Origin of the sequence: Rivularia sp. UHCC 0363, assembly GCF_034931125.1 — a bacterium.
In the GTDB taxonomy this organism is placed as follows: domain Bacteria; phylum Cyanobacteriota; class Cyanobacteriia; order Cyanobacteriales; family Nostocaceae; genus Rivularia.
The window spans coordinates 6,042-26,292 of record NZ_JAYGHM010000091.1 but is presented as its reverse complement, the minus strand read 5'-3'; the positions used below and the strand labels follow the sequence as shown (position 1 = coordinate 26,292).

14 protein-coding genes are annotated in these 20,251 nt (G+C 35.5%); 6 read left to right on the top strand and 8 right to left on the bottom strand.

All coding sequences use genetic code 11. From position 1 onward, the window contains the following. Positions 1-228: 228 nt before the first annotated feature. A complete protein-coding gene (locus VB797_RS31670; protein WP_323241760.1) occupies positions 229-375 on the bottom strand; it encodes a hypothetical protein in 147 nt (48 codons plus the stop codon). Positions 376-949: 574 nt separating this feature from the next. Between VB797_RS31670 and VB797_RS31665 the strand changes: the two genes are divergently transcribed. Further along, entirely contained in the window at positions 950-3,142 is a 2,193-nt protein-coding gene (locus VB797_RS31665; RefSeq protein WP_323241763.1) for a GumC family protein, read from the top strand. Positions 3,143-3,333: 191 nt separating this feature from the next. Here VB797_RS31665 and VB797_RS31660 read toward each other — a convergent pair whose 3' ends face one another. The 7 genes from VB797_RS31660 to hepC form a co-directional block, all read right to left on the bottom strand. Continuing rightward, positions 3,334-3,810, bottom strand: coding sequence for a hypothetical protein (locus tag VB797_RS31660; RefSeq protein ID WP_323241759.1), 477 nt, complete (start codon positions 3,808-3,810; stop codon positions 3,334-3,336). Between the two features lie 560 nt (positions 3,811-4,370). Continuing rightward, positions 4,371-5,447 (bottom strand): glycosyltransferase, encoded by a 1,077-nt coding sequence (locus VB797_RS31655; protein ID WP_323241758.1) that lies wholly within the window; start codon positions 5,445-5,447, stop codon positions 4,371-4,373. After that, complete coding sequence (locus VB797_RS31650; RefSeq protein WP_323241757.1) at positions 5,447-6,304, bottom strand: glycosyltransferase family 2 protein; 858 nt, start codon at positions 6,302-6,304, stop codon at positions 5,447-5,449. Before VB797_RS31650 ends, VB797_RS31655 begins: the two co-directional genes overlap by 1 nt. A 70-nt stretch (positions 6,305-6,374) precedes the next feature. Then, entirely contained in the window at positions 6,375-7,547 is a 1,173-nt protein-coding gene (locus VB797_RS31645; RefSeq protein WP_323241756.1) for a hypothetical protein, read from the bottom strand. 206 nt (positions 7,548-7,753) lie between these two features. Then, a complete protein-coding gene (locus tag VB797_RS31640; protein ID WP_323241755.1) occupies positions 7,754-8,986 on the bottom strand; it encodes a glycosyltransferase family 4 protein in 1,233 nt (410 codons plus the stop codon). A 46-nt stretch (positions 8,987-9,032) separates the two neighbouring features. Further along, positions 9,033-9,803 carry a class I SAM-dependent methyltransferase gene (locus VB797_RS31635; protein ID WP_323241754.1) on the bottom strand — a complete coding sequence of 257 codons (771 nt, stop codon included), beginning with the start codon at positions 9,801-9,803 and terminating at the stop codon, positions 9,033-9,035. Positions 9,804-9,809: 6 nt separating this feature from the next. Beyond that, positions 9,810-10,556: a heterocyst development glycosyltransferase HepC gene (gene hepC, locus VB797_RS31630; protein WP_323241753.1), complete on the bottom strand. Its 747-nt coding sequence runs from the start codon at positions 10,554-10,556 to the stop codon at positions 9,810-9,812. Positions 10,557-11,682: 1,126 nt separating this feature from the next. On the opposite strand from hepC, the gene VB797_RS31625 reads away from it, so the two are divergent. The 5 genes from VB797_RS31625 (at position 11,683) to VB797_RS31605 (ending at position 20,020) form a co-directional block, all read left to right on the top strand. Then, the gene (locus VB797_RS31625; protein WP_323241752.1) at positions 11,683-12,594 is read left to right on the top strand and encodes a glycosyltransferase family 2 protein; all 912 of its coding nucleotides are present in this window, start codon (positions 11,683-11,685) and stop codon (positions 12,592-12,594) included. Positions 12,595-12,822: 228 nt separating this feature from the next. Further along, on the top strand, positions 12,823-14,676 hold the full coding sequence (hepA, locus tag VB797_RS31620; RefSeq protein ID WP_323241751.1) for a heterocyst formation ABC transporter subunit HepA: 1,854 nt from the start codon (positions 12,823-12,825) through the stop codon (positions 14,674-14,676). Between the two features lie 194 nt (positions 14,677-14,870). Beyond that, positions 14,871-15,923 (top strand): polysaccharide pyruvyl transferase family protein, encoded by a 1,053-nt coding sequence (locus tag VB797_RS31615; RefSeq protein WP_323241750.1) that lies wholly within the window; start codon positions 14,871-14,873, stop codon positions 15,921-15,923. A 293-nt stretch (positions 15,924-16,216) separates the two neighbouring features. Then, the gene (locus VB797_RS31610) at positions 16,217-18,463 is read left to right on the top strand and encodes a polysaccharide biosynthesis tyrosine autokinase (RefSeq protein WP_323241749.1); all 2,247 of its coding nucleotides are present in this window, start codon (positions 16,217-16,219) and stop codon (positions 18,461-18,463) included. A 399-nt stretch (positions 18,464-18,862) separates the two neighbouring features. After that, a complete protein-coding gene (locus tag VB797_RS31605; protein ID WP_323241748.1) occupies positions 18,863-20,020 on the top strand; it encodes a SpoIID/LytB domain-containing protein in 1,158 nt (385 codons plus the stop codon). Positions 20,021-20,251: the final 231 nt, after the last annotated feature.

Genomic DNA, 20,251 nt, shown 5'->3' with positions numbered 1-20,251 from the left:
TTTTGATCGATCGGAGGGATCTCCATGACTGGAACAATATTTACCGTTTTCGGTGCGTAAGTCCTGACCGTGAGGGCTTGATCGCTCGTAGATATTGCAAGCGAATCTAAATATCTTATATAAAGTTATGCTACCCGGTTCACAGTAGCTTTATGTAAACTGGATGTTATATACATAATCTTTAAAGAATCTTTGCAATATATGTAAAGCATGATGGTGTTACTTAGACTATTCTAAGCAAAAATAAATACTAGGGACTAAAGCGATCGCGTTGGCATTTACGTCTACAGTAAGTATCGTTCGAGTGTTATCTTGATTCAACAAGCAATTACAGCACAAATACCATAGTTTAACTTGATGGGTAAATACTGACATAAATGTTATTTACTTTACAAATATATTGTTAATAGCAAATAAAAGTAAGTAAAATTGTTGACCCCTGGTTTTGTCCGGAAAAATTTCTGTCAGATGAGTAATAATACAGTGAGCTTTCATTTCGGTTAAATCGGCGTATTTAGCGCTGATAAGCTGTCTTAAGCTGTAAATTATTCAATTAACCCAAATTTATCTATCTTACCGTAGTAAAAATTGAATCTTAAAGTTTAAAAAAAACTAATCAAAACTTAACTATAATTAATTGTAGATGTAAATGAATCAACAAACAGATGCTACGTAATGTTACTGTATACACAGTACAACGCGAGCCGTAGACTGGTATCTTCAATACTTCAAGCAGGGTCGTGTATCTGTTGGATACGTTGTTAACAACGTTTGAGGAAAGCTTGAAGATGTTTTTGAGTATAGTTTTAACTTCTTCAGAAGGAGAGGGTGCATCGGTGTCGTAAAGGCATTTGAGAAAACCAAACGGAAAACTAAATTAATAGTGCCTTTCGGGAATAAAAGCGAAAAATTACGTAAGTAATACAAGCAATTAAAATTTACTATGACTATGCTGAAGTCAGAAAAAAATCCTTACCTCTTTTCTCAAGCAGGTACCCCTTTAAATGATGTTGAAGAAGGTGGATTGAATTTAGGACAGGTAGGAGCGGCTCTTAGACGCAGAGCATTATTAATTGTTGGTGTCACGGGGGTAGTCGCAACGGCTGCGGTATTAAAAGCAGAATCGGAACCTCCGGTATTTCAAGGTCAGTTTGATATTTTAACCAAACCAGTGACCGGGGAAAATAAAGCGATCGCCAATATTCCTCAAACTTTGGGTTCAACAGATGCGATCGCACCTCCGGAGACGGAAAAAGATGTTGCTACAACGATTCAAGTTTTACAAAGCCCGTTAATACTAAACCCAGTTTTAGAAAAGCTTCAGACGAAGTATCCAAATCTCGAATATAAGTCATTTGTTAGCGGTTTAGTTATTGGGTCTAAACAAAAAGATATTTTGACAGTAGGATATGTAGCCGCTGACAAGCAGTTAGTTACTGATGTTTTAAACGAAGTTTCTGATGCTTATTTAAACTATAGCTTGAAGGAACGTCAGCAAGATATCGATCAGGCGATCGCGTTTGTTAGAGGACGAATCAACAGCGGTGGATTAAGACTACGAGTTGAAGAGTTACAAAATAAGCTGCGGACGCTACGAAGCAGAAATAATCTAATTGAACCCGCACAAAAATCTCAAGAAGTATCCGCTCAAATTGCCACTTTGACGCAACAGCAATTAGAGAACCGGGTGCAGTACCAGCAAATGTCGGCTCAGTTCCAAGAGTTACAAAAGGAATTAGCGAAACAGCCAGGAGAAAGGGTTGGTAATTCGATACTCAGCGAAAACCCTCGCTATCAGAGAATATTAGACGAAATTCAGAAGATTCAGATTGAAAATAAAACCCAGTCTGCTGTATTTACAGATAATAATCCCACAATACAGGCTTTACAGCAAAAGACCACTAACTTGATTCCGATGCTGAATGCAGAGGAACAGCGAGTCCAACAAGAATTTCAAAGTCGCATTCAGACATTATATGCTCGCGATTTATCTTTAGCTGATAAGGTAGATAAGCTCAACGCAGAACTGAGAAATTTAGCAACAGTCACCCGCGATTACGAAAATATTCAGCGGGAATTACAGATTGCGACAGAAGGACTAAATCAGTTTTTAACCAAGCAGCAAGCTTTGGAAATTGAAAAGTCCCAAAAACAGCAACCTTGGAAGTTATTAGATCCTCAACTGACTAAAGTCGAAGAACCTGAAGCTGTTTCTCAAAGTGCTAAAAGAAACTTAGCTTTGGGTGGAGCTTTGGGCTTACTTTTAGGTGTCGGTGCTGCTTTGGTTGTAGATAAGTTGAGCAATGTTTACTACACTTCTAAAGATTTGAAAGAGACTACCAGATTACCTTTATTAGGGGTAGTTCCTTTCAGTAAAGAACTTGCTGCTAGTGCAAAGCAAGATGAACAAGTTGGTCGAGTTCATCAAACAACTCGTGCTGCATTTTTTGAAGTTTTTCGTTCGCTTTATACCAATATTCTGCTTTTAGGTTCGGATACGCCGATTCGTTCGCTCGTGGTTAGTTCGGCTACACCAGAAGACGGTAAAACTACTGTTGCTATTCAGTTAGCTTTGGCTGCTGCTGCAATGGGACAACGGGTATTATTGGTAGATGCAAATCTTCGCTGTCCGACTATACATAAGCGGGTCGGATTAATGAATATTCAGGGATTAACGGATGTTATTTCCTCTGAATTGGAGTGGAGTAATATAATAGAGCGATCGCCACTTGAAGATAATTTGTATGTCATGGCTGCGGGTCCCATCCCACCTGACTCTACCAGATTGCTTGCATCTGTAAAAATGCAGGATTTGATGAACGAACTGCATAATAGTTTCGACTTAGTTATTTATGATACTACACCTATAGTTGGTTTTGCTGATGCTAACTTGTTAGCTGCAAATACCAATGGTGTAATGTTAGTAGCTGGTTTGGGTAAATTGAAGCGTACTGCATTCGCTCAAGCCTTAGAAGAAATTCAAGTATCGGGTACTCCGATTTTAGGTTTGGTAGCAAATAAATCTAAGGAAGCAACTGCTACTTCTCAAAGTAATTATCAACAGTATTACAGAATGAGTGCCGAACGGGTTGAAAGTGATTTAGCTGAGTCGCGAACGGAAAATAAAGTCAAACTACATTAAGAATTGTAGAGACTTCGCAATTGCGAAGTCTTTAACTAAATTAGAGGATACGCTAAAATACCCGCAGCCTAGAAGGCTGGGGCTAATATTACAAAGCCTACCTGCGTAGGCTAAAATAGGCGCATCTTTATTTATAAATAAACGGTATTAGGAGTTAGGATGCAAGATACAAGCAAATTCCTAACTCCTTATTAATCTGGAGATTTCAAAGCTTGGTCTAGCACCTCACGAGCTTCCTCTGCTTTGTCTCTAGCTTCTTTAAAGCGTAAATTAGCTTGAGCAAAATTTTTCAGAGCTTTAAAACCTTCTTTGAGGCTAGAAATTTCTTCCTCACTGACGGATTGATCTGAAAAAAGGATATCAACTAACTTACGAACTTCCAAAGCTTCGGTACGTGTTTCCTGAACTTTCAACTTGAGAGTTGCGAGATTGCTCAAAAGTTGAACTGCTTCGATAATCGTATCTTCTCCGCTAGCAGTATTCATCGACGCTTCTTTGACTTCAATTAATTGTTGAGGACCAAACCCTTCTTCGAGTTGAGTCGGTAAATCACCAGCTTCCATAATTTCCATCAGCTTATCCATTGCTTTTTCACGAGCTTTAGTGGAATCTTTGCCGGGAACGGTTAGGACAATTTCTGGACTTTGAACAATAGTATAACGAACCATATTTAGGCAGAAATAATTGCCGGTAAATCAAGCCAAGTTATTAATTTTAACTTGAAATGTGTCTAGATTATCATTCCCAGGGTTTTTTAATTAAATTAGAACTTAATTAGAACTTAATTAGAACTTATGCAACTGGCACATTTTTTCTTGCAGGGTGTGTGACTAGTACAGCATGGCGGAAATAAACCCACCATTTCTCGTTCCCAGGCTCAGCCTGGGAATGCCTTACGGGAGGCTCTGCCTCCACTTCAAAGCCACCACAAAAACTGTATGAACTTTTAGCCCAAAAATACCACAAAGTCAACACCCTAGGCTCTGCCTCCATTACATAATAGAAGGCAGAGCCTTCAAAAATGCATTCCCAGTCGGAGACTGGGAACAAGGAAGTCCCATAAATGTAAGAAATTCTCATCGCGATCGCACGTAATACTTTAAGTAGTGTGAGTATAATTGGTAATTGGTCACGCTGTGCTAACCTAACAACGTCGGATAAATCCGGGGACTTCAAACCGACAATTAACATGGTAAGGTTTGCCACTAGAATTAATTATGGTTTTGATTTAATTCTTTTTCCCTAAGCCTGTAATAATATTTACCCATTCATTAAGGCGATCGTTTACCAACAAATTTTCTGATGATTCTATTCCTTCAGCACCTATATTAGTAGAAATTACCGGCAATCCTGCTGCAAGCATTTCCAAGGTTTTAAGTTTGATACCCGCACCTTGAAGTAAAGGTACAATTCCGATTTCTGCTTTTTCAAAAAATGGTGTTGGGTCTTCAACAAATCCAGTTACTATAATATTATTATTTTTCAAGTTGATAATTTTTGCTGAAGGATTGGAACCGACAATATAAAGCTTGCATTCTGGATTTATTTTCAGCAGCTTTGCAAAGCAGTTTTGCAGAAAATTAATCACCGCTTGTTCGTTTTCCGGTCGATTCATTGCACCCCAAAATAGTAAGCTTTTTTGCTCAATTTTATCTGGATGACGTTTTACTTGGGATATAAAGGAACTAAGCTGAGGAGGTTTGATAATTATTTTATCTTCTGGAATGCTAAATAAAGAGGTAAGAATGTCGCGGTCTTTTTTGGACAAAACCCATAATTGATTTACATTCTGATAAAGTTTTTTTTCAAGTTGGAATAATCTGGCTACTTCAATACCTAAAATAAAATTAGTTTCGGACTTTCTTAAAAAAGATTGAGCAACAATATCGTGGATACTAATTACAGTCCGAGTATAATTATTAATCAGCGGTTTAATCAAATCGAGATAAATTGCAGCGTGGGAATATTCAAAATGGATTACATCGTAAGTGTTTTTTTGTAATAATTCTTGGATTTTCTCAGCTACGGTCGCTTGATAACGGCTAGAAAATTTAAACGGAATAGATATACGAGTTAAGCAGCTAATAATTTTATGTGATTTTGTCAGGGGATAGGTGAAAAGGTTACTATATTTATCGACTAAATCTGTAGCAGCATCGATTTCGGCTTTATTTGCGATCGCAACGACATCGACGGTTGTATTATCGGAATAATATTTATCTAAATTGCTTAAAGCTATCTTTTGTCCAGCTTGAGGATATAGATTTGTAGGAGCATGAGCAGAAATAAACAATATTTTGGACATTACCATTTACCATATTCAGATACAGATGTTTTTGTAAGTTGTTTGATAGAACTTTTGAGTTTACGTGCTGTAGGTGGTTTTAAAAAATATCTGGCTGGTAATGCAAAGATTTCGTTAATAATCCATAATGTATAAGCTTTTATCCGTTGTTGATGGGATTCTGGAACATAAACGGATGCTTTATTGCTTATTTTCCAACATTCAGCGATTAATTTTGCTCTATCCCAAGGTAGGGGTGATGAACTCATTCCGTTGAGAGAGTAAGCTGCTAGGGGAGTTTCGATAAAATGAAATTTAAATTTGTTAATAAATAAACGCAAAATTAGATCGTAATCTGCTGCAATTTTGTATTGTAAGTCATATAAACCAGTTGCGATATAAGCGGATTTTTTAATAAAGCAAGATGGATGATTTAAGGTGAAGCGAATCGGTAGTTTATCTAATTGACCGGGAATAAAGGTCGCAATATATTCACCTTGGTAATAGTTCTGAATTGGTGAATATAATATATCTATTTCTGAATGTCGATCAAATTCTTGGTGTACGTTTTTGATAGCATTGTCAAGGTACCAATCATCGGAATTAATAATACCGATAATTTCTCCACTAGCACGTTGGATACCTTTATTCATTGCGTCGTAAGCACCAGAATCTGGTTCGGATAATAGATCTATATTTATATCTATATTATTCGCGTATTTATTAACTATTTCACAAGTTTTATCAGTAGAACCTCCATCAACTACGATATATTCTAAAATAGATGTTTTCTGTTGATTAATAACGCTCAGAATTGTTTTTTCAATAGTTTTTTCAGAATTAAAGCTTGGTGTGATGATTGATATTTTCGGCTGCATATTTTGAAGATTTTATTTTGATTTTTAATTAATATTTTAATTAATCTAATCTTGAAATACAAGCTTTACCTCACCCCCTTCCCGTCTCCTTATCAAGGAGAGGGGTGAGATTCGGGTCTGTATTATTCCAAGTGAAAACTTTATTATCTTCAACTGACATTGCTAAAATACTCACAAAAAGTAAAGGAGCAAGTCCTTGAAGTCCGCTATGTAGGAATAAACAGAAAAATAAATAAGGGAAGATATATTTATAATTGTTAGGAGTATAGTATCCTCCAACGACTTTTAAAATTGCCCAGAAGTAAAGAAATCCGAGAGGGATACCAATATATGCAATTACCTCTAAAAACGAGTTGTGAATTAAAGAACCAATTCCTTTAAATACTTCGTCGTATCTACCTGCATAACCTTTTAAAGCGAGAGTCCAATCGTGCTGATAAGATGTTACTAAAAATCGGTTAGCTTCAAATCTAGCTAAATTAGATGTATCGTTAAAAGAAAATAAACGGCTTGCACTTGTATCGTATGCGTAACCTATTTTGACGAAGTTTAAAAAGTATTCTCCAATTAAAAATCCTACCAGATTCGATAAAATAAAGAATACAGCAAAATTTATTCTTTTGGCTATTTTAATAAATTTCTGTTCGCATACAATAATGATTAAATAAATTAATAAGCTGAGGAAATAATTTCTACTTAAGAAAAATACGGTGGAAACTAACGATAAAATTATGCCTGGTTTAAATTTAGCTTTGCATGAAACGAAAAAAAACAACAGCATAAATAAACCGGATACGTTAGGGTCTCCGTTACTCAAGGATACTCTAGAACTGCCATCAAACTCTACTCTTCTATAAAATATCATTTGATAGATGAGAGTAAAGGTTGCTAACCAACACAATCTGATTAAATAATCTTTTTTAATCCGTATTTGCGGACAACCACTAAAACCAATCAGCATTAAACAAATTGGTAAACTATATCGAAATAACTGATACGTGGACAAATTAATAAAGGTGACAATCAAAATTGAGCATACAAGTAAAATATCTGTAATTAATATTTGAGTTTTATTAAAAAAAAGTTGCAGGATTAAAATTATTGTCAGTAAGGGTAAAAATATTTTAGCGTGAGGAAGTTCTAGGTTATAAGGTAAAAGATATAAAATTAATATGCTGTAGAAAATCAGCGTATAAAAGAAGTAGTTGGTTTGTGGTTTTTGAATATTTGCTTTGATATTCACGGATTTATTGGTAATTGGGAATGGGTAATTGGGAATGGGTAATTGGGAATTGGGAAAAAAGATTATCCAGTGACTAATATGCTAAGTAGGTTGGTAGGAATAAATTAAGCTCAAAACCCTTCCCCTACTCCCTACTTCCTACTCCCTTTCCATAACCTATGAATTTGTAGGAAAAAGCAAAATAAATTAATTAAATTAAACTAAATTTAATGATTAATTACTTCATCAAAAAGCTGGGAGTAATGTCGTGCTTGTAGTTCAATAGTAAATTCTTGCTCTACTTTAAGGCGTGCGCGATCGCGAATTTTTTGTGGTGAATTATGAGATAATATCCAAGTAATACCTTGAGCTAAACTTTCAATGTCATTCGCTTGAGCTAAGTAACCGTTGACTTGATGCTCAATCATATCTGACATTCCTCCAATATTAAAAGCAACGCATGGAGTACCGCAAGCTAAAGCTTCCATGACGGTATTAGGTAAATTATCTTGAATTGAAGCTGCAACAAATACATCCGCTGCTGCATAAACTAATGCTAAAGATATATCATCATGAAGATTCCCCATGTAATGACATTTTAAATTGCCGTTATTTTGTCGATCGGGTTGTAAGGAACCAAAAAACACTAATTCTGCTTGATTTTTATGATCATAACTTAATTTTTGTAGCGTTTTTTCAAGTAAATGGATTCCTTTTCTGTAACTACTTGTAGCAGCACCCGATAAAATTAACTGTTTATCCAAGGGAAGATTTAATAATTTTCTCGCAATACTTTTATCAATTGGTTTATATTTTTTGGTATCAATACCGTTAGGAATTACTTTAATCGGATAATCTTTTAATAGAGAACTTTGACTGGCAACTTTAGCTAACCAAAGACTGGGAGTAACGATTGTTAAATCAAGATTTTGCCATGATGCGGCTTTACGCTTCCACACCCAACGGGATAAATCCTGTTCTTTGGAAGAGTGGAGTTGAACACAAGCACCGCAAGATTTTGTATAGCGATCGCAATCTAAACTATATTGACAACCTCCGGTAAATGCCCACATATCATGTAAAGTCCAAACTAAGGGCTTTTTTAATTTGGCAATGTTTTCAATTTTCAGATAACCGCAAGTCCAATGAATATTAATTATGTCTGAAGACAGATGCTCTATTTTTGATTTTATGAAATCTGGAAACCATTGGGTTGAAAAAGTTCCATAATCATGTTTTGGATAAAATTTTAATGGTAAATTATCTAAAGTAGGTCGCATTTGATTGAGCAACTTTTCAACTTTATTTGCAGGTCCAATAACGCTATTGTCGCTACTCGTTTTGTATTCAACCAACATTTGCGAATCAATTTTTATATCCTTTAATCCATTATGCAAGCGAAATGCTGCACGAGCTGCTCCACCACTAATATCAAAAGTACTTATAATTAAAGGATTCATTATTAGTTAGGAGTTAGGAGTTAAGAATGTAAAAAAAAATTATATTTCAAACTTTTCTAGAACAAAAAGCATAGCTGTCCAAGATTCCGTAACGTTTATCTACATAGCTAGAAAAATCGACTGTGGTTTCAAAGCCAATTTTTTCTAAAATTTCAAAAATATCGATGCCAAATGTTCTGTAAGCTAGTATTTTACCGCGAATTTTATCGCCGTGATACTCTGGGGGTAATAAATGAATATCTTCTTTTCCTGAAGTGTCAACTCTAACTAATGTCGGTTTATCGAAAAAGCAGGGAACAGTAAAAATATGATATCCACCTTTTTTTAAAACACGATATACCTGTTGAAAAGCTTGTTTATAATTCCTAATATGTTCAAAAACATCTTCTGTAATTACTATGTCAAAATTTTCATCAGCAAAGGTCAAGTTTTCTATGTCTTGACAAAAGACTTTTTCTTTAATTTCGGTTCCCGGTTCAACATCTGGTATATAGCTAGAACAGTAGTAAGATTTTAAATTACGCAGCACTTGATAAAAAGCATCATTCACATCAGCATTGTAAATACTCAAATTATTTAGCTGCTTATTTGATGAAACCTCAGCTAAACTAGATTTGGGATTAACTTTATCAATCAATAACTTAGCAACGTGTCTTTTTCGGGATGAACTTTTACATACAGGACAGTACATATTATTCCGGACTGTATTCACATCAATGCAGATGAAAATAGTAGATTTTCCACAAATATTGCATTGACCAATTTGATGATATCCGAAGTTTTGAATTGCAAGTGCAGCCGCTTTACTTACCTTCATGATTCACTAATTATTTTTTATCCATGCTTCTGTAATACCGGGTAAATTGTCAAAATTAGAAAGATTTTGTTCGCAACTGATTGCTATTACTTCGCTTAAACTCCAAGGGAATCTGCCTATAAGGCTCATATTACCCTGAAGAACATTAAACAATTGCGGTAGCTTACTCAAAACATCCAGATGAATTTCTCTAAGATTCCCACCCCACTTATAAATACAAAATAATTTACCCTGTTTACCCACGTACCACTGCGTTTGCAGTATCGGCTCATTAAAGTAAAATCGAATTAATATTGCGATCGCAATCAATATAGGAGTAAATATAATTAATAATATCAATGCTCCAAAAAAATCACAGCATCGCTTGATAAATTGATAGAGATTATTCAATTTACCAGAATACTGACATAATTTTTCTTGTTGAGATAAACGCAAAAAGACTGTCTTTTTACATCTCCGACATTGATTAGCCCACATTTTCAGATGTTCTAATTCAATTTGCGAATCTATTTCTACTATTGTTGCAGGAGAAAATTTCAGCCAGTCTGCTAAAAATCCTTCGCTTCTATTAGAAAGCAAATGCATCTGCGAAGGTTTACAAGTTCGTTTAACTAACAGTTTCTCATCTTTGAGCTTGATCTTATAACCAAAATTATAGTTACAGCGATCGGTGTCGCTATCATTCCAAGAATTAGCATCTAAATTAGGATACGGTATTAAACTTACTGATGTTGACCTTTGCTCGTGAACCATAGCTAAGAATCAGTAACGATTGTTAAGAAGTAATAGTAATTGAAATTATTGCGGGACTATTAAACTATTTCGGTTTTTCAGATTTTTTAAACTTCTTTGATATCCTTCACACTTGCGTGCGGTAGAAATAAATCCAATTCATTAAATTGCTTTTAAATTATAAATCCCTTTTAAATTAAGCATTTCTCATGTCGTGACTGACTGCCTGGACATACGACAGCGAGCAAAACTGATAGATACTTTCAACTATTTATGACTGCTAATTTATTTTAGCTTCATAAAATCTTAAAGCAATCATAAGTTTATTTACTTAATTAAGTCAACTCGCCATCGGTAAATTTTCAGTTATCTTTACAAAAACTTTAACATTTTTCTAGGTAACAATTTGAAAATCCAAGTATTTACTTACAGTTATTTGTGTTTTTAAATACAAATATTTAAAATTATGGTTGCAGCAGTTTATTTTGAGGTTAATCGAGCAACTTTAATCAATACAGGCTTTGTAGGTTATTGACTTAATATAATTGCTTTCTTAATCAAACAATTTATTTATGCTTGATGCGCTTTGAAAGACACATACCAAGCTTAAAACGCTAAATAATGGTCAGTTCGTAAATAACTACGAGCAGAGGTATAAATTATAATTATTTACTATTTCATGATTAATTTTAGATTATTCAATCAAAACTTTTGGGAAATAACCCCACCAATTGCGATCGCCATACATGATACTAGCTTTTAAGATGTATCGAATGTATCTAATATCATCTACGGGCAAAAAAAACATTCGCGCAATGTCAACGTTTATATAAATAATGCGTGACTGACTAGATTGTCATCTCGATTGTAATTACAACTATTGCAACTGCTTTACTGCAAGATCTACAACTTTTGGGGGATGCTAGATATACACACATTGCATTGTAATTTAATACTAAACTATTTTACTTTAAGAGAAGACAAAAATTGAAAAACACTCAAAATAGGTTAAAATTCTGACTCAAGCTGTAATTTATGATTAAATAATTTTGCTTAGGAGTATTCAATTGATTTAGTCAAGAAAACAAATTACTCAATACTTTGTAATTAACTGCATCATCTTGATGCGGGTGCAGGTGCGTTTACCATGACAGCAAAAAATGATATATCTTTTGTAATTGTTTCTTACAATTCCGCCCATACTTTAAGGGGTGCGATTGAATCTTGTATAAAAGCGGTCGAGGAAATATACCCAGAAACAGGCAAGGTTATCGTGTATGATAATGCCTCCAAGGATAAATGTCCGCAAATTTTGGATGATTTTACTCGACGATATCCAGAAATATTTATAGGTAAAAAAGGAGAGCAAAACTTAGGTTTTGGTGCTGCAAATAATAGAGCGGTTGCGGCTTTACCAAGTAAAGTTTACGTATTAATTAATCCGGACGTAACATTTAAACCCCAAATAATTTCTCGATTAAAAACAACTTTAAATTCAGCCCCCGATGTTGCAATTGTTTGTCCTAAATTGCTTTATCCTGACAAATCGGTTCAACCTTCGATTCGGAGATTTCCTACGTTCAATTTTTTGCTATTTAAATATTTATTAGGAGATAAAATACAAAATTTAATTTACCCTTTTGATTATTATTATGCCTGTATGCCTCCTCCTAGAAAAAATGTAGAAATAAATTGGGCAATTGGAGCTTTCATGATGGTATCGGGGAAATATGTAGAGCGATATGGGTTGTTTGACGAACGCTTTTTCTTGTATTTTGAAGATGTAAGTTTGTGTGTAGATGCTTGGCAAAATGGGTACAGAGTTTTATTCCAACCGTCTGCATCTGCACTGCATTTATATCAACGTTCTAGTACCAGTTCCAAGTTTAATTATCTAACGTTAGTGCATATGGTTTCGGCTTTGAAATTTTTTGCTAAATACAGACGCTATCAAAAGTCTTGGCAATTGATTGCTTTTATGTTGAAATTTAATTTAAAAATACAAAATGTTTGGCGTTTTTTGATTTTATCTAAAATTCAAAAATTACAGCAACCGTAAAATAAGAGGGAGTAGGGAATGGGGAGTAGGGAGAACAAATAAGATTAATTAGTAATATGAAGTTAATATTCCAATTTTAAAAATAGAATCAGCATTTTAAATTTCGCAATAGATTTTAGTTATCTTAGGTACATTTATGATCGGATAAGACTACTATTCGATTTATATAATATTAGTAAATAAACACGCTTTCTATTCCCTATTCTCTACTCCCTATTTAATATATATATGTACATAAAACTACCTTATTTTATTAATAGAATTTTCAAAACTAACAGTTTCTGGCAAGAAAATTATCTGATTATTAAGGCATTTAAACCGTTTTATCGTATTGCAATTATAGCTGTGGTTTTTACAATTGTGGCTGCGGTATTGGAAGCAGTGGGAATCGGTTTAATAGCATCTTTGTTGCAGGGATTAACTAATCCTGATCGCTCTCCGTTTAAAACTGGGATTGAATGGTTTGATATTCATCTTTTAGGGACTCAAGCTGTTGCTGCACAACGCATTTGGCGGATATCTGGTTTAATATTATTTACAGTTTGGGTAAGAGCAGTTTTTAGCTATTTGGGGCGTTATTACGCTAAAGTATGTGAAATTGGCTTAGTTGATACTCTTCGTAAACGAATATTTGAGCAGTTTGAAAGCTTCAGCCTTTTATACTATATTCAAAAACGTTCGGGAGAATTAATTAATACTTTTTCTGCTGAAGTTAGTCATCTGAGCTTTGCTTTTAACGAACTGATTAATTTTATAACTAAAAGCTGCGTAATTTTAGCTTACACTTGCGCTATGTTCGTAATTTCTTGGCAGTTAACTTTAGTTACAATACTTCTTTTTAGTTTACTCGCAGCAGCAGCATCGAATTGGATTCGTAGAGTGCGTCAAGCAAGCTTTGAAATGACATCCGCTGGGGGGGAATTAGCCGCAAAAACCACAGAATTTGTTAGTGGTATTCGTACCGTTCAAGCATTTTGGACTCAAGAATTTGAACGCAAGCGTTTTGATCGAGTAGCTGAGAAATTTGCCAATGCTTGGTTAAAAGCTAGTACTCTTAGCGGACTTTTACAACCGTTAATTGAAGCGTTAGCTACGACAATTTTGGTAGCAATGATTTTAGTCGCAGTTTCAACTTTGATATCGAGTGGAATTCTAAATGTAGTTTCTCTACTTGCTTTTTTGTTTGCTTTATTCCGCTTGCTGCCAATTATTGCTCATATGAATAGTTCTTGGGGTATAATTGCGATGAATTCTGGAGCTTTAAGGTCAGTTGAAGAACTTTTAAGAACTGATAACAAAGCTTATTTACCAAATGGCGATCGCGAGTTTCCCGGTTTAAAGCAAGCTATAGAAATAGTAAACCTCAACTTTGCTTATAGCGATGGTAAATTAGTCCTGCACGATATTAATTTAACCATCGAATGCGGTCAGATGGTCGCCTTAGTTGGTGCTTCGGGTTCGGGTAAAACAACTTTCGTGGATTTATTAGTACGCTTTTACGACCCAACCTCTGGAAAAATATTAATTGATCAAGTTGACTTACGCGAATATAGTCTTGCTTCGTTACGTCAAAACATCGCAGTAGTAAGTCAAGATACCTTTATATTTAACACCTCTGTGCGAGAAAATATCGCTTACGGGTTAGATATTGACGATGAGACGATTATCGAAGCAGCTAGAAGTGCAAATGCCTACGAATTTATTTTAGAACTACCCGAAGGCTTTGATACAAAACTCGGCGATCGCGGTTTGCGTTTATCTGGAGGACAAAGACAGAGAATTGCGATCGCAAGAGCATTATTACGCAATCCAGAGATTTTAATTTTAGATGAAGCAACTAGCGCTCTTGATTCGGTGAGTGAAGGTTTGGTACAGCAATCTTTAGAAAGGTTAGCTCGCGGAAGAACCGTAATTGCGATCGCTCACCGACTTTCCACTATTTATAAAGCCGACAAAATTGTAGTCCTTGAAGCAGGACGTATTGTCGAACAAGGAGGTTATCAAGAATTATTAGAACTCAAAGGTAAACTTTGGAAATATCATCAAACACAGCATCACTTTAAAAAAGGGAATAGTGAATAGGGAACGGGGAACAGTAACAACAAGAAACACCAATAAATAATCTTGGTTTATTCTTCATAATTTTCCTTGTTTAATGAAAAATAATCACTTTTTCACGATAATCTCAATATAAAAGATACTCAAAAACAAATTAATTCCCAATTCCCAATTCCCAAGTCCCTACTCCCTACTCCCTACTCCCTACTCCCATAAAAATGAAAGTTGCAATTTGGGGTTCGTACAATTATGGTAACTACGGTGACGACATTATGGCAGTTCAATTTGCCAAACATCTCAAAAATTTAGATGTTAAACCTGTGATTTATCGTTTAGATAAACAGTTAGCACAACGGTATCAACTTCAGACTACCGATTCCTTAGATGAGCTTCTTAACGATGCCAAATTTTGCATTATCGGTGGAGGAGGATTTCTTGTAGAAAACTTTTCAGCACCATTTGAAGCAGATTTTCGTCGCTTACAAATCGTCAGCACCGAGAAAAATTGTCCCGTATATCCAATTTCCATCGGTGGAGAAGGATTGGGAGCAAATGCAAAACTTTCATACTGGAGACGAGAATTTTTTCAAGGAGATATGTGTCAATGCTGTACCGTCAGATTAGAATCAGATCGAGATTTAATTAATATGTTTGGTAAAGAAGTTTTTTATTACCCCGACGTGTTACTTTCAGTCCCAAAATTTTGGCAGATCCCCCATCAAAACAAGCAGAGTAATGTTATCAATGTAGGAATAAATATTCCTCAAACATTACAGTGTCAATGGTTAGCTTTGCAACTGAAATTTATTGCATCTATCAGAAGAGATATTGTTTTCCATTTTATTAAAACTTATTTACCTTCGTCACCAATAAATAGCGAATTGCAACCCAAACAATCCAAGAATATCAAACATCATGTATATACAGACCCCCAATCAACACTTGAGTTTCTTGCAACACTAGACTTAGTTGTCTCATACAAACTGCATCTAGGATTAACAGCACTTACACTCGGAGTACCCTTTTACAGCTTAGGTGGTTCTGGTAAAGCAAAAGCCTTTCTCAACAGTATTGGTGCAGATTTTGCAGTTGGAATACCCGCAGATAAACGATTTAAACTTGCTGCGTTTTTGTCCAATCCCCAAAATATTCTTCAAGCAAAAAATAAATTTAATTTTACTATAATAGATAAACTAGGAAAAAATAGTCTAGGACACTTAAATTTTTTAAGTAACCTGGTAAAAAATGTTAGTTCCTCTTGTAGCAGATAAATTAAATTTACTGAACTGTACAGTGTATTTGAGCAATACAAATTTAATTAAATTGCATTTACAACAAAGTCAAAGGAAACATTTAATACGTAATTTTAATTCTATATATTTAGTCTCAAATAATTAGTCTCAGATTCATCAAATAAATTATGAGCATACCCTGCTTATATATGCTAGATTATTTGTCTAAAACAAATTTAATTTAGTCTTTTGGACAGAGTATCTGTCTGCATAAAAAGTAATTTTCTTGCATAAATTAACATAAATTAGTGTTTTGATTTAAGAGGTTTATTATGGTGCTTGACACTGGTCTGGAGAACGGGCAAATAATAATTGCCGGACCACAAGAAGCTGTTAATATTAGACAGCTATCTACCATATTATATCGCCGACGCTGGCTAATTTTAGGTGTCGCAGGTATTGTTATGTCGGTTGCTACTCTTGTATCAGTAGTAGTCAAACCAATGCGTGAAAGCTCGATGCAAATATTAGTGAGTTCTAATATATATCAAGGGACAAATAATTTTAATAATCAGAATAGTTTAAATAATGATTTTACTGATTCTAATCTTCAAGTTGTAGATTATACGGCTCAATTAGAATTAATGCGGAGTAAAAAACTGATTCAAAAAGCGGTGACATTACTGCGTTCGACATATCCAAATATTACAGTCGAAGATATTAAAGGTAAGAAAGGTGAAGAAGGACCTTTAACAGTAACTCAAATACAAGCAGGAGCAGGAATTAATAAAGTTCCCTCTGAAGTATTTGAAGTATCTTTTGAAGACAAAAATCCAGCTAAATCACAGAAAGTACTGGAAGCGTTGCAGAAAGTTTATCAAGACTTTAATCGAGAACAGCAACAGGAGCGTTTGTCCAAAGGACTTGCTTTCGTCAACGAAAGACTTCCTAAAATAAAACAGCAAGTCATTGAATCGGAAACAAACTTAGAGAACTTTCGGCAGAAATACAAGATACTCGATCCGCAAGTCCAAAGTACAATTTTGTTAGAATCTCTTGCGGGAATCAAAAAAGAGCTTGATACAACCACCGCTCAACTGCAAGATGTAGAAGCTCAATACAGTAACTTAGAAGAAAAACTCGCTGCTTCTCCCCAAAATGCTTTAATATCTTCTCGTCTGAGTCAGTCAACTCGCTATCAATCGCTGTTAGATGAAATTCAAAAAACAGAACTAGCTTTAGCGCAAGAAAGACAACGGTTTACCGATAATTCTCCCACAGTACAACAACTTCTAGAACAGCGTCAGAGTCAACTAAACTTATTGCGTCAAGAAACAGGACGGAGCTTAGGAGACAAAGCAAATATTGCCAATGATACAGCAAAGCCACTGTTGACAAAAGGGCAACTTGCGGGAGTAGATTTAAAATTAGTCGAAGATTTGGTTAAATTGCAAACAGAAGCCTTGGGTTTGCGAGCAAATCAGCAAAGTTTGATGCAGTCCGAAAGTCAACTACGCTCAGAATTAAATACATATCCTAGTTTAATTGCCGAATATAACCGCTTGTTACCGTCCGTAGAAACCAACCGCAAAACCCTCGCACAGTTGATGGAAGCGCGTCAATCTTTAGCACTGAAAATTGCTCAAGGTGGGTTTGATTGGCAAATACTTGAAGAACCAGAATTAGGAATTAAAACTGGTCGCTCCAGAATGTTGATTTTATTAGCAGGTGCAGTCACTGGTCCAATTTTAGGTATCGCGATCGCATTAATTTTAGAACTATTGAGCGACACTATTTACAGTCCTCAAGAACTAACTAGGTTTACCAACCTGCGCTTACTTGGTAAAATTCCCAAACTCTTAGCACCTAGGGAAAAGAAAAAACTTTTTGGTTTACCAATTGGAGTGCGATCGCAACGTTTATTGCGGGGACAAAAGTCATATCCTGCTTTTTCACAAACCATTGCTTATTTACCTTCCCACGAAACCTTAGACATGGCTTACCAAAATATTCAAATATTAAGGTATCCGCAACACTGTCAATCATTGATGATTACTTCAGCTAGGGAAGGTGAAGGGAAATCAACCTCAACATTGGGATTAGCGGTAAGTGCTGCGAGAATGCATCAACGAGTTTTGGTAATTGATGCAAACCTGCGAAATCCCAGCTTACACTCGATTATGGATCTTTCCAACGATTGGGGACTTTCCTTGTTATTGTTAGAAGAGGCAAATAGTCCTATATCCGATTACGTCCAACCCGTTCATCCTGCGATCGATGTTTTAACTGCCGGACCGATACCAGATGATACAGTAACATTACTTAGTTCGCGGCGGATGAAAGAACTTTTAGATATATTTACCCAAAAATACGATTTAGTGTTAATAGATGCTTCATCGATTTTAGATACCGTAGATGCAAGGATTTTAGCTTCCTTATGTAACGGCATTATTATGGTAGGACGCATCGGTAAAATCAAGCAAAGCGAACTAATTCAAGCGACAGAAATTCTTAACAACTTAAATTTAGTGGGAATTATCGCCAATGTTGCCCCAAAATCGTCAAAAGTATATGCCTGAAATTAATTTTGTTCGGTAATTATTGAGGAAGTAGGAAGAATAAAACTTACTGCAAATAATCGATTTATATTTTATATTTGGAAAAAACCAAGATATTGGGGGATTCTCCCCCAAACCCCCTCCAGAAAAATTGATCTCGGTTTGCATATATATACAGCAGATTGCAGCTTTATAAGGTACAGTAGCAACAATTTACAAACCAGTTATGTTATTTGGATTGTATCAAGAATAGCAAATAAACTTATCTCGGATAATTTAAAAAACTATATAATTATTGCTAGCTAGATAAGCTTGCATATTGATCAGCCAAAAACCAGAGTTCCGGGGAACTACCGATTAAATGTCCGTCCAATATATATAGTTCTAACAAGAAAATCTTACAAAATTATTATAAGCAGTATGAAATTCCGATTAAAAAATTATTCAATGTTATCCCAGATAAAAGTACGTCATTGGTGGCTGGGAGTACTATTGTGGATGATTATGATTGTCCCAGCACAAGCATCGGTAATTATGCGTGTGGCTATTGAGCGTGATGTAAACCGAGTTAAAGTTGGCAGTTCCACCACTGCGATCGTCAAAGATGCTAGTGGACGTTCTTTAGGAAAATTACCGGGAAGAGAAGCTTACTACGCTCAACCCGTACCCGGTGGAGTTGCTCTAGATAAATGGCAATCCGCATTATTTTGGATTGAACCCGAAGGTAAAGGATTTGTTTATATTGGCGATCGCTGGTATCGGGGTAGAACCTTAGTTATCCCCACACCAAAAGGACTAACCGCAGTTAACTGGGTTGATTTAGAAGAATATCTCTACAGTGTAGTTGGTGGAGAAATGGATGCTCGATGGAATCCCGAAGCTCTGAAAGCTCAAGCCGTAGCAGCTCGTAGTTACGCGCTTTACAGACGACAGAAAGAGCAAGCAAATCCGCTTTTTGATGTCGGAGACACTCCTGACAAATGGCAAATTTATGGAGGTGTGATCAAAGAAGACCCGAAAATTTACGCCGCAGTAGACGCGACAGCAGGACAAGTATTAACTTATAACAATGAAATAATTGAACCAGTATTTCATGCTTGTTCTGGCGGACATACCGAAAATGTAGAAGACGTGTGGGGTAACAGTTCACCTTACCTACGTGGAGTTCCAGACTTCGATTTGAATGCGCCTAATCTTAGTTCTAACTGTAAATGGCAACAAAGTTTATCATCTACAGAAATTAGTAAAAAATTTCCCGAAATTGGCACTATCAAAGAAATTAAAACCGTAGAACTATCACCTTTTAACAGCGTCAAAAAATTGCACATTGTTGGTGAAAAAGGCATTAAAGAAATCAAAAGAGAGCAAGTTCGCACCGAATTTAAGCTTAATAGTACCCGCTTCACCGTTAGTAAAGGGCAAGATGGTACTTTTGTATTAAATGGACTTGGTTGGGGACACGCTTTAGGTATGAGTCAATATGGCGCTAGTTTTTTAGCCAGTCAAGGCTACAACTATCTACAAATTTTAAATTATTACTACAAAAATGTAGCCCTAGCACCGATTGAAGTTAAGTAAATTAGTAATAGGGCATTGGGTATAGTTAGGAGTTAGGAGTTAGGAGTTAGGAGTTTTGGATTTTAGATTTTGGATTTTGGATTTTGGATTGGGGTTAGGAGTTAAAAGTTAATAATAATTATTTCTCCCCATCACCCCATCACCCCATCTCCCCCTTCGGGTTCACCACTTCTCTCAACGGAGGGAACCTCCGCACGAGAGTGGGTTCACCATCTCCCCATCTTCCCATCA